The following is a 16,594-nucleotide window of genomic DNA, read 5'->3' as shown; positions in this document are numbered from 1 at the left end:
CTTTGATTATCCAATAGTAAAATAAACCTTTCGCTAGTATTACAGAATAAAGTTTTTTTGTGATATCGTTAACGAATTTGTGTATACAGGGTTAATATTACGTTATTCTTAAATAAAATGAATTATTTTTTGGAATAATGTAATTTATTTGTAGTGTCAAATAAGTTATAAAACACAAATCAGTATTGAACTTAAAAATGAAAAAAATGAAAAAGTTATCCATGTTTTTATTGACTATGATGGTAAGTATATCTTTTGCGAAAGAAACTGTCACAAGTACTTCCTTAAACTCTGTAGATTATGTTGAGACTCCGCGGGTAACTCCGTTTTGTTTATCTATAGTAAAAGGTGATTACGAAATGGTAAGGAAATTAATTGACCTAGGTACAGAGGTTAATCAATCGTCTAGAGGAATGACACCGCTTATGTATGCGGCTAGATACAATAGAGTAGAGATTATTAAACTTTTAATTGACCATGGTGCAAAACTAAAGGCTAAGGATAGTAAAGGTTTTACAGCTCTAGAATATGCAGAATTATCTGGTGCTAAAGACGCCCAAACTTTATTGCTCGAATTTAAAGAACGGCAAGTAAAGTAAGCTTTGCAACAGTTTATATAAAAAAACCGTTTTCTCCTTTATGTTTTAGGGAGGAAGCGGTTTTTTTATGGTATACTGCTACTGCTTGTAAAAAGAAGTTGAATCATACACAACTTAAAAAGTAATTGAATATCGTTGAAAAGTACGACTGCCAAAATCAGGTCAAGTTGAATTGATTTCAGCATCTCATAAATACGTTACCTTTTAATATGCTTTGAATTGAGGCCCTGGTACAAACTTGTTTTGGTATTTAAGATGACGCAAAAATTATGAGCCATTACTGATAATTGGTAAAAGTACAACAACGAAAACCAAACGTTAAAAACATGTTATTTTGCATTTTAAGTAAATTACATAATACTAATATAGTTATATTTGCATGTAAGTATATTATTATATAATAGTAAGACTATTAATTTATTTTGAATTAGCCATTCTTTACATAACAGTATACACTATTATAGACATAATATATGGTAATACATTACGCATTTTGAAAAAATAAAAAGTAGTAACGTGAGTAATTTTTGCAGTGATTTCGCAATAGCATAACGTAAAATTAAGTGTTAGGCTACTTATGGTAGCCAGCGAGAATAGCTTTCAGATTCAAAATGCTTAACGAAGTACATTACGATTTGTTTGATTGATTGATTTGTTCGTTCTCTTTAAATTCGATTGTTACTGTTGTAGTGGCAATCGAATTTTATTTTCGTAGGGGTAGATGAATAAAGCATGTTCAAAGTATTAAATAAAAAAAGTTGCTTACGAATACAAGCGAAAACACTTTTTAGTAAGCAACTACTATAGCTGTTGTTCTTTATTTAGAATAGGATGAAGTGTTAACTGGCATGGTCGAGATTGCCTAGTTTAGCGATAAAAAATTTGGGTGAAATAATATCTTCCATTATCGTTTTGAACTACTCCTATACCTATGTGTGTATAATTTCCTTCAATATTAGTACGGTGACCTTCACTGTTAAGCCATGCTTCCATTACAGACTGTGCTGATCGCTGACCAGATGCTACATTCTCTGCAAAACTACGAGCATTCTCTACATCGCGTAATGTTCTAAATTTGGCATCTTGATTATCGTGGCTAATCGCTCCCTGAGAGATCATATATTCACTATGCGCAATAGCAAGTTCTTCTGCAGTAGAATTTTTACTTACGGTAGATAACCCGATACTTTGCCTATGAATATTGACTAATTCAAGGATTTCATCTGCCATGGATACTTCTCTAATAGTGTCATCTTCAGAACATGAGTATACCGTCACTAGTAAAGCTAAAAGTATGAACGGATAAAAAGTTTTAATCTTCATTTTTCTTTTTTAAACTGTGATTTTGAAATTTTAGTATAGTACATAGCCAAAACAGCATATAATAACATTAATATTATATATTGATTCAACTACGTTTGAATAGTAATAAACTTATATGACAGATACTCGCTAGATCAAATATTTCAATGAATTCTACTAGTGAAGTTCTCAAATAATCTAAGCAAGTAGATTGGCCTATATTTATATTCATTTTGGTATTACCCTAGTTTATCTCATTCGAAACATAATTAAGGTGTAATAGTTCTGTCCAACTTCGTCTTGGGTAACTGCAATCCCTACATTAGAGAAGTTGCTTTCCAAGCTATTTTTAGTGGTAGAACCTTCTCGTAACCAATTTTGAACAAGTTCTTCAGGACTGTAAAATCTTGAGTTAAATTCTACCACTGCTGTTGCATTTTCTGTTTCCTGAAGTCGGGTTTTTCGTTCTGAATTACCATCAATACTCAATTCTCTTTGATTAGCCATAAATTGAGCATGATCAAAAGCTAATTGCTTTGCAACACTGTTCTCTTCTAAAGATAGTAATGATAGCGAGTTTCTATGCTCATTGATCGAATTTAGAATCGTATTCTCTACAAATGTATTAGAATTTTCTGCAGGTAAGTCTGAATCACCATCAGAGCTGCAGGAACTCAGTACAATGGTGCAAAGAATAATACTAATAGATAAAAGTAATTGATTTTTCATAGTTTGGGGAATTAATTTGTAGTAAAATTAACACAATTTTATTAAAAAATCAAAGCAAATATCGATTAATGTCTAAAATATTCTGTGAAATGTATTTTCTGATGAAATTATCCGAAAAATTTTCTGACCCAAGTAACTTTATGTTCTGAAGTTCTTCTTTAATATTTAATGTTCTGTATTCTTGCAACATAGGTTTTGATAAAGGCGCATAAGAATAGTGCCAAGGCTCATATTTAAATCCTTTACGATCCTTTGTATTGGTATATACCAAGTGAAAATCATACCGTTCTGCGTGCTCGTCCAACCATTCTTTGAATGGACAAAATGGCCCGTTACCTTCAAAATGTTCTTCAAGAAGTAGATGTTTTGGTTGGGGAGCGTTGCCATCTACAATATCAATATCGGTACCCCAATGATGCCTAGATGTTCCCGGAATGGTTGAATATTCTATAATCTTCTCAATAGTTTGATCAGGTGATAATCCTTCTTTGAGGAACGATTGGTATTTACGCTCCCAAATTCGATTTTGATGTGCATAATTACGATAGCTCGATACCACTTTTATCTTAAATCCGTGGGTAATGGCCTCATTTTTCATAGCAACAAAAGCTTCGTGCGCCTTTTTTCGCAATTGATATCCATCCCCAAACAACACAGGATTACCTTTTCCCATTAATTGGTCTTTAGAGAAGAATTTTAGTTGAGGTTTATGTAATGAGAGCAGGGATACTCCTAAAAGCCCTAATGATGTAGTTTTTATGAATTCCCTCCTCGACATATGATTATAGTATGTTGGTGATTACGATTCATCTAAAATACCGTCTACGATACCATAATCTAAAGACTCCTGAGCATCCATCCAATAGTCTCGATTAAAATCTTTTAATACTTTATCTATATCCTGACCGCAATTATCTGCAAGAATTTGAGCACTTAGTTCTTTTGTTTTTAAAATTTCTGTAGCCTGAATTTCTATATTTGAAGCCTGACCTCTTGCACCACCACTTGGTTGATGGATCATTACTTTGGCGTGGGGTTGGATAAATCGCCGTCCTTTTTTACCAACACTAAGTAAAATGGATCCCATAGAAGCAGCTAGACCTGTACAAATAGTGGATACAGGACTTTTTAAACTTTGAATAGTATCGTATATAGAAAATCCAGAAGTAACGTAACCACCCGGACTATTGATATATAATTTAATTTCTTTATCACCCGTCATATCCAAATACATAAGTCTGTCAATCACATGCTTTGCTGATTTGTCATCCACTTGCCCCCAGAGGAATATACTGCGTTCTTCCAAAAATTTATGGTCAATAAGGTCTTGTATTTTTCCCGATTTTTCTTTCATTTTTTATGTTTTAATTTTTTTAAACATTTCATTTTCATACGTTTACATTTTATTAACTATTGTAAGCTCATTATAAAATTGAGAACGTATATAACCGCAAGGCTCTCACAATAAAAACTTTAAACATTCCCTTTGGTAAAGAAATTTTTAAAATTTTATTACTGTTCGTTGCATGACAAGATAAATGTAAATGTTTTTTTGCAAAAGACCACTATTCTTATAGATCAATTTGTCACAAATGAATGCGCTATAAAATTATGATCATTACCCATTATTTTCATTTTTTTGTTTTGAACACTACTATAAAACGATATACTTAATTTCAAAGTATCAATTGTTGTAGAGATATCTGAAAAGATACATAAGAAAATATCGAAAGAGAATATTTGTAACGTAATAAGATTAATTTTTTACGGATTTCCTCACTATCCATGTTAAATAATGAATGATTATGTTAAAATATGTTAAAAAATTGATTATTGATTAGATAAATTCATTTTAATGGAAGTTGTAGTGTTAATGCTGTTTGTCGAAGATTTTAGTGTTATGACGATTAAGTAATTACGGTATTACCATATGTTTAATACTACTTAACGGTAAAGCCATTATTTTGTAATCTTATATATTTGAATTGTAATGAGATACAAGATTCACAACTTGTATTAATTATAGAAAAGAATATTTTGATTTGCGGGTTAAGCATTAAAATATTCTGGGGCTTTCATAAAATTAGGTAGTATAATACAACTACTTTTTTCTTCACACATTTTATTCAACGCGATTCTCATTGATAATGAGATGATTTGTTACAAATGTAATAACACATGTCTATTTGTAGATATATAGATAGTTGAAAATAATTCTTGCAAGAATCCAAACAGACAACGCTTGTAACGTCTTTAAATCATCAAGCATTAGAATTAGTAATAACCTTAAATTATTTGAATTATGTTAAACAACATTTTAAAACATTCAGGAGTAAAGAAGTTAAACAAAAGTATGCAGCAAAGTATTAATGGAGGAGATCAAACTCCAGGAATGGGTTTCTGTTACGATCCTAATACGTGGTGGTACGAACACCCTTGCGGAGAGATATGCAACGATGGTGAAACATACCCTCAATTTTGTAGCTAAAAATCTTCAAAATATTAGAGCGGGTAAGGGTTTTGACTCTTACCTGTTTTTTTATACATGTTCTGGAAGATGATTTATGATTTTAAACATTAGTCAGAACATTTGACATAAATTTAATAGTCTTTTCATCAAAAAAGAATAAGAGTTATGAGTATTACTTCAATAATATTTAAAATCTACCACAAAATCACACTATAGTATACAATTCATGAGATTAAGTTTTCATATAAATTAAAAACCATTACTGTCATTAAAATTAATAATGAATAAATCATTGTTTTTTAATTCTTTTTAGAAATAAATTTGTTTATCATCTGTTAATATATAAATACCCAGCTTGATCTTTTCTTCCATCGATTTTCAATACGTAGTAATATGTTCCAACAGGTAATTCTTCTCCTTTGGCAATCGTTGTTCTCCCTTCAGAAATTCCTATAAAAGCATCAGAGCCATTATTATCTTGAGCTTCATGATATCGTTCTCTTTGATAGACCAATACTCCCCACCGATTAAAAATAGATAATTCGTTATTCGGGAAATTAGCCAATCCTTGTATTCTAAAAAAATCATTTTCACCATCTCCATTTGGGGATACCGCTGTAAAAATTTCAAATTCTCCATCTAACAATAATTCAGAAGTACCAAATGTAAGTATGGTATAGGTATCTGGTACAAATGCTTCTGAAGTAATTTCACCATTACTTAAATCTCCTATAAAACCAGTATTTCCAAGACTTTCCCATTCTTCAGTCTCAGCATTCCATCCTACTACTCTTAAATTTTCCAGATCTTCAACCAGGGTGGGAATGTTACTGTTGTCATCCCAAGTCAATGTTACTTGAGTAGGCGTATTTCCATCAAGATCCCAAAATTCAAAAATACTCACAGCCAACACATTTGTAGCAAGGCTTGAGGTATCGAAACGCTCTGGAAAAAAATTGGGAAAATTTGGATCTTCAAAAAAATAAGCACCTCTACTCGTATTAACCGATGCACCATCAGTAATGCGCATTGGTCTAAGCCTAAAATCATCACCAATAGGAAATGTAAAATCTAAATCTCCGGTTAACGAGGCATATCCATCTACAAAGCGTTCATCACTTTCGCTATCATAGGGAGCATCGCTTAAATAATCTAATGATGTAGTGATACGATTGCGATTTCTTGGAGTCTGAACTCTTCCGTTGGTGAACTGCTGAAAATTTCGCACTCCCGTAGCAACTTCGAGAAAGAGATCGTCAAACACATCAATTTCCATATTGAAAAATACTGGTCGATTTGTTCCTGATATCGTAAGACGGTCATCTGAACTGTAAAATCCGGTAAATCCTTCATTTTGGTCAAAAGTACCATCATTAATAACGTCTAAATGAAAACCAACCTCACCGTCGGTATGAATTTGAATAGTCCCATAATTATGAAAAGCCTGTTGGCTATAGCCTTTGCTAATAAAAATCAGTACTATAATCCATATACCTATATTATAATCTTTTCTCATCTTAATTTTGTTTAACTCTGTAAGTGATTCTTCGGTTTGAAATTACTGTGGCTGCACCTACATCAATTATGGGTCCGAATTCTGAAGTGGCATTATTGAACGTAGCAGTAGCTGTAATAATACTTCCTACTGGAATCGGTGTGCTTAGAACGATGCTGAAATCGAATCTATCAGTAGTATCGGCATTACCATCAGAATCACTGTACGCTGAAATTGTAGTATCATTATCATTGGGACTACCTTCGATACGTGAGGCTAGAAAAGTTTGACCCTCTCCATAATCTTGATTCAACGTGTTGGGAACTTGATTTTCTCCAGGATTGGCTGCTCCTGTACTGATGTCTGAAACAAAAAATTCTATAGTAGTTCCTGGTCTTGACCAACCTGCAACTCGTAAGGTATTTCCAGAAATAGATGATGATTCTATAACAGGAAAGTTCAATTGATTATTAGGGCCAGTTGGAGAATCACCAGGGTCATTCAGTGTAACCCCATCATCATTGATGTCAATTCCTAATGCAGGTGCTAAAGCAGTACCATTAGCAAAAATTGAATTTTGGGATATTCGACTCGTTGTCCCCCCTGTAACAATTATACCCGCTCCTTCATTCGCATTGATGACATTGCCAAGAGTCGTTGAATTTCCGTTACTTAAAGCAATACCTGCATTTTCGTTACATAAAGGTGCAGGATTTTGACCAGATCCCGTTATAGTATTCTCTCGAATGGTTATAGTTCCATTGCTAAATCTAATCCCGTAAATTCCTGAATCTTCAATAAGATTATTTTCAATAGTATTCGTACCACCCCTAATATTGATGGTCCCCTGATCATTACAAATAGTACTGCTATTTGCCGTAAACTGATTTAGAGTAATAGTTGTAGTTGGATTACCATTAACTCGTATACCAGTAATTCGATTTTGTGCTATATAATTATTTGTTATCGTAGCATCGCCTCCATTGATTCGAATACCATGTCTCGTATTTCCTTCTACGACATTTGCAAGATTAGGTCCAATAATATTTGATTGAACTACTACGTTAGATCCAGATGCTATTCTAATGGCATCAGCATTATTTTGATTTGCAAAGAGTCCAAGATTCCTTATCGTAATATTATTAGCAGCAATCTCAAAAACAAAGGAATCATCATTACTACTTCGTTGTACTTGTACTTCCGGCGCATTATATACAGGTAATGAAGTTGAAGATGTGCCTACGACCGTTCCACTAGTGCCGAAAACATTCGTATTGGTGTTGCCAGAATATGCTGTTTGTGTTCTCCCATCAATTTTTGTATTCGCATCTGTAATTTGAGGAAGATTTGTAGTGGCTAGAATGTCAAAATATCCATTAGCTATATTATATCTTGCATCTCCGGCTCTACCCAATGGGTCGGCGTTCGAAGGAATCATAAATATCGAGGTGTCATCTCCTGGTGAAGGATTAAGAGTACCATCGTTAGGATGTGCTTCAATATCTAAGCCAATTTGATCTAGATTATTAGAATTAATTATAAATTGTGCTAACGATCCTTGTCCGTCAGCATTTGTATTTACAATCGTATTGAAGTTGAACCCAAAGTCTAAACCATCTGCTCCTTCATCGGTAATGGTAACATCTGAAACCGTCTGGGCATTTGCATCTAACAAAGTTCCATTTGTGGTAACAGCAGGAGTATCTGATGTTGCCGCAGGATTAGCACCGCCTATCTCATTCACTACATCTGTAAAAATGCCTCCAGATGCGAAATTTCTTCTAAACGTTTGTACAGGTAAACATTCGGTACACGAATCTCCTCCTCCTCGAGTAGATTCCATATCGGTATTCACTACTCGAACTTTGTAGGTTCCATTTTGCATACCGGCAAAAACGTATTGACCCGAAGCATTAGTGGTAGTTCTATCCTCTAATACGAATATTCCAGTTCCTGCTGGGTTTTCTCGGTACAGTTCTAATTCTGCGTTTGGAATACCTGCACCAGAAGTAGTTGCAAGATTTCTACCTGGACCTCCTGGATAATTTATATCTTCAAACACTATACCTGTAATTAAATTGCTTGGTACTTTTAACACAACAGAATTAACGATGACAAAATCGAGACCTGAAGCTACGTTGGTGGTAATAGTAGATTCTCCGGCTCTTAAAATACTAGAGAGGTCATAAGTGTCTAAATCTATTCCATAAGTGCCTGTTTGATTAACTCCAGAAGTACCGTCATATATAGTTGAATTAAACGGTCTATTGTTTCCTCCAACATTGTCTCCATCACCTTCCAGTGATGTAGTTTCTTCGGGAGGTAGGGGAGAAGTGATTGATAGTTCTTCACCCACAGAAGTGGCTGCGGTTTCATCACCTTCCCAACTTAATACTGTCGTTTTTGCTCCGTTGGGATTTATAGCAAAAAAATTATCGAGCGTGAAAGAAGAGTTGCTAAAACGTTCTCCACTAAAACCATTATATAAATTAATTCTAGATGTAGGAAAAGAAGTATCGCTATAAAATACCATTAAGCTCCATGCTCCTAAGACTGTGGGTCCTCCACAATAAGGATCACCAGTATTAATATCTAAATTTGTTAATGTATACGAATTGGTAAATGGATTCGAAACACTTTGAACTATAGTGGTAACATCACTTACATAACCATAAAAGGCACCACCACCAAATGCAGATTGATTAACAGTTGAGGCGATAACAGGCTGTCCTTCAAAAGTTATATTAGGGTTAGGATTTCTTTTAGAATGTGCCCAAAATAGATAGGCTTTTTCAATTGCAGCGGTATTAGGTATTGATCCCGAATTTGTAAGTATTCCAGATGATGTATTCGTTACTGCACAGGGGTCGGTACCATCATCAGCCGTTCTGAAGGTACCGCCTGCAACACCATAGTCAAACGCACCATTAAAACTTTCCAATAATTCTAAATCCGGATTTACAGGTACAACTACAGAGTCGGTATCTTCAATAATACCTCTACCATCTACCAACCCTATTGACGAATCATTTACATTAGTTAAATCAATAGTAAAATTTTCGGTTCCTTCAGAATATACATCATTCGTGATAGGTACTGAAAAAGAAACCTCCTGATTTGGTGCTCCCGAAAAATTTAAAGTCCCGGTTTGAGCTATATAATCTCCATCTGCAAATGCCGTTCCGTCTACGGTACTATAATCAACAGTAAAAGCAGCTACTGTAGAACCTTCATATCTTGCTGTAAAAGTTATAATACCTGCATTTTCATTTACTGTTACATCATTAACAAATACTCTTCTATTATAGGCGGTAAATCTTACATTGTCAATAAAAAATGCAGCATTACCAGCCCAGTTCTGATCAAATCCTCTAAAGCGCACTCGTGCATCATTAGACGCCTGAGCAGCAGATAGTTGATAATTTCTTGTTCCAATACCACCAAAATTTATAAAGTCTACTATTTGATAAGAATTCGTAGTACTATTATACATTTCTACAATAAAAATTTCACCTTGTCTAAATCTTGAATCGTAAGAATAGGAGAAATCAACAACACTATAAGTTGATAAATCTAATCTCCTTTCTATACTAGCGTTATCTAAATTAATTAGAGTTAATTCTTGTAAGTTAAAATTAATTTGACCATTATTAATATAAATTCTACGTGCATTAAAATTTCCGGGATTAGTAGGGAGACCATCATCATTAGTTTCTAACCAATTCGTACTAAAATTTTGATTACCATCGTTATCGGCGTAGGTATTTGTAGGGTTGAAATTATCAAAAAAAGTATCTTGACCTAATCCTTTTTGAACAGGAAAGGTAAAAAGTAAAACAAGGAATATTTTAATATATACTTTTCTAAATATTTTCATCCGTTTAAATGTTTTTAATTGTTTAAAAACGAAATAATTAAAAAATTGAGAACGTACGTAACCCCTACGCTCTCACATTAAAAATTTTAAATCCTGCGCTCCAACTGGCTTGTTCGCTAAAAATGTTTACTAAACATTTTTTAACGCTCGACCCTGTGAAGTAATTTTCAAAATTTATTACTATTCGTTTTGTGTTTAGCTATTATTATTTCACAACAAAAACTACGTTTATAATAGTATTATCATTCGTAGGTTGCCCTACAATTCTATAAGTTAATATACCACTATTAGAAAGACTGATAATATTAAATACACTAGTATCTGCAAAAGTGACATAATAATATAAATCATTTGGTCCATATATTGGAATATCATTTGGGGCATCAGGGCTTTTAGCTGTTTGATAATTTACTGTAGTTCCATTTATTGTAGTGCTTGTTTGAGTTAAATCATACTGATTAGCATACTGTGCATATAAATCAATAGTTTCATCCGCTGTAGAATTTACTGAGGCATCAATTTCTATAGAAGGAGGATAAAAGACTCTTCCTGCTCTAGATGTAATAGGCGTAATGGCATCAATAACTTGTTTAACTGTAGTTTCATCTCCAGCATTTGGATCTCCCGGGACATTATTTACATCGATAGGCGTACGCAAAAGTACTTCATCATCGAATTGATCATCGGCTATAATCCAATTTGTCCCATCATAACGATAGATGCTATTATCTGTAGTATTGTATACAACGTTTCCAATGTTGGCTGCTGTCTCTCCTGTAATCGTATTTACATCACTTACTCTAGGTAGACCCATAGCAGTTTGGTTTACATCTTGTGCTTGTACTACAAAAGATACAAAGGTTAAGAAGGTTGTTATAAGTAATATTCTATTCATTTTAAACATCATATTTAAAAATAATTTATCTTTTATTAAGGCAGTCTGATTACAGTAAACATAAACTCAAGGTCAATATCGATTCGCGGATTAGAACCGTTATCGTTGTCACCTATGTTTATATTGAATCCATTGACGGTTTGACTATAATATGTAATCCCAGGGTCATCATAACTTGGTCCTGTTAGTGCATCAGGGCAGTTGCCTCCACAATCTGTAATGGTTAACTGTATGATATAATTAGCATTAGGTAATGGATTTGTAAATGTAACTTGATAATCTCCCGTGTTCAATCGAGAAACCGTTGCATTGTATATAGAAGCAGCTGTACCTGTTCCACTAACTTTTCCAGCTGAGTATATTGTTGGCATTGCTGCCAAATATGCGCCGCCATTAGCACCTGTAGTTATCTGGTTGTCAGTTTCGGCAGCAACTACATTTGCTGTTTGCGTTGCATTTGCTTCATTAGTATAAGTAATGGTACCAGTACCTGCATCTTGGGATAATGTGGTTACACTTTCGTTTATGGTTACATCTGCACTAGCTTCATTTCTGTATGTAGCAATGGTTCTTGCCGTAGTTCCTACTTCTGTGTCGGTGTTACCGGCAGCTTGCGTTATAGTAGTGTTTGTATTAACAGCCGAATCATCAACAAGCACCCAGTCGGTACCATCCCATTGTAATAGTTGTCCTGCTGCTGTACCATCGGCAAGATCAGCCGTACCTACGGCGCCATCAGCGATTTCTGCAGTAGTTACCGCATTTGGAGCAATTTCTAGTGTTACATCGCCAAGTAGCGCATTTGTATCTCCACCAACAGTGAGGTCAGACGAAGTAATGTTTCCATCACCTGTGATTGCAGTTCCGTCTACTTCTAGTGCACCCGATGCATTTTGCGTAAGTCCTGCACCGGCTACGTCTGGGTTTATCGATTCTGCATTGATTGCATCAGCCGCAATATCATCTGAAGTTATGGTTCCATCTAGTATTTTATCAGTAGTAACTGCATCGGTTGCAAGTTCTGTATTTCCAACAGCTCCAGGTGCAATTTCTAAAGTCACATCATTTAGTGTTGAATTTGCACCACCAGTTACGGTTAAGTCTGTAGAGGTAATTGATCCATCACCAGTAAGTGCTGGAACGTTCACATCAAATCCTACGTTTTCGAATAATGAATTAGCAGGTGTCCCTGTTAAAGTTACAGTTCCATTAGGAGAGGTAATTGATCCATCACCACTTATTCCAGTCACATCTACTTCTAAAGCGCCTGTTGTTGCATTTTGGATAAGTCCAGTTCCCGCTACATCTGCGTTTATGGTTGAAGCGTCTACTGCATCATCGGCTATCTCTAAAGTTACATCATTTAAGGTAGAGTTTGCACCACCTGTTACGGTAAGATCAGAAGAAGTAATATCTCCATCACCAGTAATTGCTGTTGGGTCTACTTCTAAAGCGCCCGTTGTTGCGTTTTGGATAAGTCCAGAACCCGCTACATCTGCGTTTATAGTTGAAGCGTCTACTGCATCATCAGCGATTTCTGTAGTTCCTACTGCATTCGGAGCGATTTCTAAAGTTACATCATTTAGTGTTGAGTTTGCACCACCAGTTACGGTTAAGTCTGTAGAGGTAATTGATCCATCACCAGTAAGTGCTGGAACGTTTACATCAAATCCTACGTTTTCGAATAAAGAGTTAGCCGGTGTCCCTGTTAAAGTTACAGTTCCATTAGGGGAGGTAATTGATCCGTCACCGCTTATTCCAGTTACATCTACTTCTAGCGCTCCAGAAGCATTTTGCGTTAGTCCTGCACCGGCTACGTTTGCATTTATGGTTGAAGCATCTACTGCATCATCAGCAATTTCAGCAGTTCCTACCGCATTTGGAGCAATTTCTAGTGTTACATCACCAAGTAGCGCATTTGCATCTCCACCAACAGTAAGGTCAGAGGAAGTAATGTTTCCATCACCTGTGATTGCAGTTCCGTCTACTTCTAGTGCACCCGATGCATTTTGCGTAAGTCCTGCACCGGCTACGTCTGGGTTTATCGATGCTGCGTTGATTGCATCAGCCGCAATATCATCTGAAGTTATGGTTCCATCTAGTATTTTATCAGTAGTAACTGCATCGGTTGCAAGTTCTGTATTTCCAACAGCTCCAGGTGCAATTTCTAAAGTCACATCATTTAGTGTTGAATTTGCACCACCAGTTACAGTTAAGTCTGTAGAGGTAATTGATCCATCACCAGTAAGTGCTGGAACGTTTACATCAAATCCTACGTTTTCGAATAATGAATTAGCAGGTGTCCCTGTTAGGGTTACAGTTCCATTAGGAGAGGTAATTGATCCATCACCACTTATTCCAGTCACATCTACTTCTAAAGCGCCTGTTGTTGCATTTTGGATAAGTCCAGTTCCCGCTACATCTGCGTTTATGGTTGAAGCGTCTACTGCATCATCGGCTATCTCTAAAGTTACATCATTTAAGGTAGAGTTTGCACCACCTGTTACGGTAAGATCAGAAGAAGTAATATCTCCATCACCAGTAATTGCTGTTGGGTCTACTTCCAGTGCACCTGTTGTTGCATTTTGTGTAAGTCCAGAACCGGCTACGTCATTATTGATAGTAGCTGCATTAACTGCATCGGCAGCAATATCATCTGAAGTTATGGTTCCATCTAGTATTTTATCGGTAGAAACTGCATTGTTTGCAAGTTCTGTATTTCCAACAGCTCCAGGTGCAATCTCTAAAGTCACATCATTTAGCGTTGAATTGGCACCACCTGTTACGGTAAGATCAGAAGAAGTAATATCTCCATCACCAGTAATTGCTGTTGGGTCTACTTCTAAAGCGCCCGTTGTTGCGTTTTGGATAAGTCCAGAACCCGCTACATCTGCGTTTATGGTTGCTGCATCAATTGCATCATCAGCTATTTCTAAGGTTACATCATTTAGTGTTGAGTTTGCACCACCTGTTACGGTAAGATCAGAAGAAGTAATATCTCCGTCACCAGTAATTGCTGTTGGGTCTACTTCTAAAGCGCCCGTTGTTGCGTTTTGGATAAGTCCAGAACCCGCTACATCTGCGTTTATGGTTGCTGCATCAATTGCATCATCAGCTATTTCTAAAGTTACATCATTTAGTGTTGAGTTTGCACCACCCGTTACGGTTAAGTCTGTAGAAGTTATCGATCCATCACCTGTAAGTGCTGGAATGTTCACATCAAATCCTACGTTTTCGAATAATGAATTAGCAGGTGTCCCTGTTAGGGTTACAGTTCCATTAGGAGAGGTAATTGATCCATCACCACTTATTCCAGTCACATCTACTTCCAAAGCGCCCGTTGTTACGTTTTGTGTTAGTCCAGAACCGGCTACGTCATTATTGATAGTAGCTGCATTAACTGCGTCGGCAGCAATATCATCTGAAGTTATGGTTCCATCTAGTATTTTATCGGTAGAAACTGCATTGTTTGCAAGTTCTGTATTTCCAACAGCTCCAGGTGCAATTTCTAAAGTTACATCATTTAGCGTTGAATTGGCACCGCCTGTTACGGTAAGATCAGAAGAAGTAATATCTCCATCACCCGTAATTGCAGTTGGGTCTACTTCTAAAGCGCCCGTTGTTGCGTTTTGTATTAGTCCAGAACCAGCTACATCCGCGTTTATGGTTGACGCATCTACAGCATCATCAGCTATCTCTAAGGTTACATCATTTAAGGTAGAGTTTGCACCGCCTGTTACGGTAAGATCAGAAGAAGTAATATCTCCGTCTCCATTAATTGCTGTTGGGTCTACTTCAAGCGCACCTGTTGTTGCATTTTGGATAAGTCCAGAACCGGCTACGTCTGGGTTTATCGATGCTGCGTTGATTGCATCAGCCGCAATATCATCTGAAGTTATGGTTCCGTCAGCGATTTCTGCAGTAGTTACCGCATTTGGAGCAATTTCCAGAGTCACATCACCGAGCAGAGCATTTGTATCTCCACCAACAGTGAGGTCGGAAGATGTAATGTTTCCATCACCATTGATTGCGGTAACATCTACTTCTAAAGCACCGGAAGCGTTTTGAGTAAGTCCGGTTCCTGCTATATCACTATTAATAGTAGCTGCAGTTACAGCATCATCAGCAATATTTTCAGTTTGTATAGCATTATCTGCAATTTGTGCATTGGTCACCGCATCATCGGCAATTTCAGCAGTTCCTACCGCATTCGGAGCTATTTCTAGTGTTACATCACCAAGCAGAGCATTTGTATCTCCACCAACAGTGAGGTCGGAAGATGTAATGTTTCCGTCACCTGTGATTGCAGTTCCGTCTACTTCTAAAGCACCGGAAGCGTTTTGAGTTAGTCCTGCGCCAGCTACGTTTGCATTTATGGTTGAAGCATCTACTGCATCATCAGCAATTTCAGCAGTTCCTACCGCATTTGGAGCAATTTCTAGTGTTACATCACCAAGTAGCGCATTTGTATCTCCACCAACAGTGAGGTCAGACGAAGTAATGTTTCCATCACCTGTAATCGCAGTTCCGTCTACTTCTAGTGCACCCGATGCGTTTTGAGTTAGTCCTGCACCGGCTACGTCTGGGTTTATCGATGCTGCATTGATTGCATCAGCCGCAATATCATCTGAAGCAATAGTTCCGTTTTGTATTTCATTTGAGGTGATAGATTCTGCATTTATATCTATATCAATTTCATCATTAGCTGTGTCATCCGTTATAGAAATTTTACTTGAACCTGCATTAATATTTTTAAATTCTAGATCAGCACCTGTTTTTCTAGCGAAAACTCCGACTCCTGCATTTCCAGAGTTTGAAGCTGTATTGGTTTGACCGGCTGTAGCGGCAAATCCATCAATATCAGTTTGTAATTCTTCAATTGCATCTTGTACATTCGTGCTTGTAGTATTCACAGTTGGAGTAAAAGATACGTCTGAGGCGGTTATATTAACCTCAAGTGCACCTGATGCATTTTGCGTAAGTCCTGCACCGGCTACATTTGGATTCAAAGTTGAAGCATCTACTGCGTCATCGGCGATTTCAGTAGTTCCTACCGCATTCGGAGCTATTTCCAGAGTTACATCACCAAGTAGTGCATTTGTATCTCCACCAACAGTAAGGTCAGAGGAAGTAATGTTTCCATCACCTGTGATTGCAGTTCCGTCTACTTCTAGTGCACCCGATGCATTTTGCGTAAGTCCGGTTCCTGCTATATCACTATTAATAG

At 36.3% G+C, this 16,594-nt stretch carries 10 protein-coding genes; 2 read left to right on the top strand and 8 right to left on the bottom strand.

Annotated elements, in window-relative coordinates; translation table 11 throughout:
- Positions 1 to 206: 206 nt before the first annotated feature.
- Complete coding sequence (locus J8281_RS17780) at positions 207 to 599, top strand: ankyrin repeat domain-containing protein (RefSeq protein ID WP_246849156.1); 393 nt, start codon at positions 207 to 209, stop codon at positions 597 to 599.
- Between the two features lie 867 nt (positions 600 to 1,466).
- On the opposite strand, the gene J8281_RS17775 is transcribed toward J8281_RS17780, so the two are convergent.
- From J8281_RS17775 to J8281_RS17760, 4 genes are all read right to left on the bottom strand, one after another.
- Positions 1,467 to 1,922, bottom strand: a complete 456-nt coding sequence (locus tag J8281_RS17775) for a CAP domain-containing protein (RefSeq protein WP_210199011.1) — start codon at positions 1,920 to 1,922, stop codon at positions 1,467 to 1,469.
- A gap of 228 nt (positions 1,923 to 2,150) precedes the next feature.
- Positions 2,151 to 2,630 carry a CAP domain-containing protein gene (locus tag J8281_RS17770; RefSeq protein WP_210199010.1) on the bottom strand — a complete coding sequence of 160 codons (480 nt, stop codon included), beginning with the start codon at positions 2,628 to 2,630 and terminating at the stop codon, positions 2,151 to 2,153.
- A gap of 49 nt (positions 2,631 to 2,679) precedes the next feature.
- Entirely contained in the window at positions 2,680 to 3,408 is a 729-nt protein-coding gene (locus J8281_RS17765) for a M15 family metallopeptidase (RefSeq protein ID WP_210199009.1), read from the bottom strand.
- A gap of 21 nt (positions 3,409 to 3,429) precedes the next feature.
- Positions 3,430 to 3,984, bottom strand: coding sequence for a ClpP family protease (locus J8281_RS17760; protein ID WP_210199008.1), 555 nt, complete (start codon positions 3,982 to 3,984; stop codon positions 3,430 to 3,432).
- Between the two features lie 948 nt (positions 3,985 to 4,932).
- Between J8281_RS17760 and J8281_RS17755 the strand changes: the two genes are divergently transcribed.
- Positions 4,933 to 5,118, top strand: a complete 186-nt coding sequence (locus J8281_RS17755) for a hypothetical protein (RefSeq protein ID WP_210199007.1) — start codon at positions 4,933 to 4,935, stop codon at positions 5,116 to 5,118.
- A 310-nt stretch (positions 5,119 to 5,428) separates the two neighbouring features.
- Here the strand turns inward: J8281_RS17755 and J8281_RS17750 are convergent, their stop codons facing one another.
- From J8281_RS17750 to J8281_RS17735, 4 genes are all read right to left on the bottom strand, one after another.
- Entirely contained in the window at positions 5,429 to 6,616 is a 1,188-nt protein-coding gene (locus tag J8281_RS17750) for a gliding motility-associated C-terminal domain-containing protein (RefSeq protein WP_210199006.1), read from the bottom strand.
- Between the two features lies 1 nt (position 6,617).
- Entirely contained in the window at positions 6,618 to 10,472 is a 3,855-nt protein-coding gene (locus tag J8281_RS17745; protein ID WP_210199005.1) for a right-handed parallel beta-helix repeat-containing protein, read from the bottom strand.
- A gap of 205 nt (positions 10,473 to 10,677) precedes the next feature.
- Positions 10,678 to 11,367, bottom strand: coding sequence for a hypothetical protein (locus J8281_RS17740; RefSeq protein ID WP_246849155.1), 690 nt, complete (start codon positions 11,365 to 11,367; stop codon positions 10,678 to 10,680).
- Positions 11,368 to 11,402: 35 nt separating this feature from the next.
- Positions 11,403 to 16,594: hypothetical protein (locus tag J8281_RS17735; RefSeq protein ID WP_210199004.1), on the bottom strand; the 5,192-nt coding region annotated here is incomplete at its 5' end.

It is taken from the genome of Aquimarina sp. U1-2 (genome assembly GCF_017897595.1).
GTDB lineage: Bacteria > Bacteroidota > Bacteroidia > Flavobacteriales > Flavobacteriaceae > Aquimarina.
This window is presented reverse-complemented; position numbering and strand designations above follow the sequence as displayed.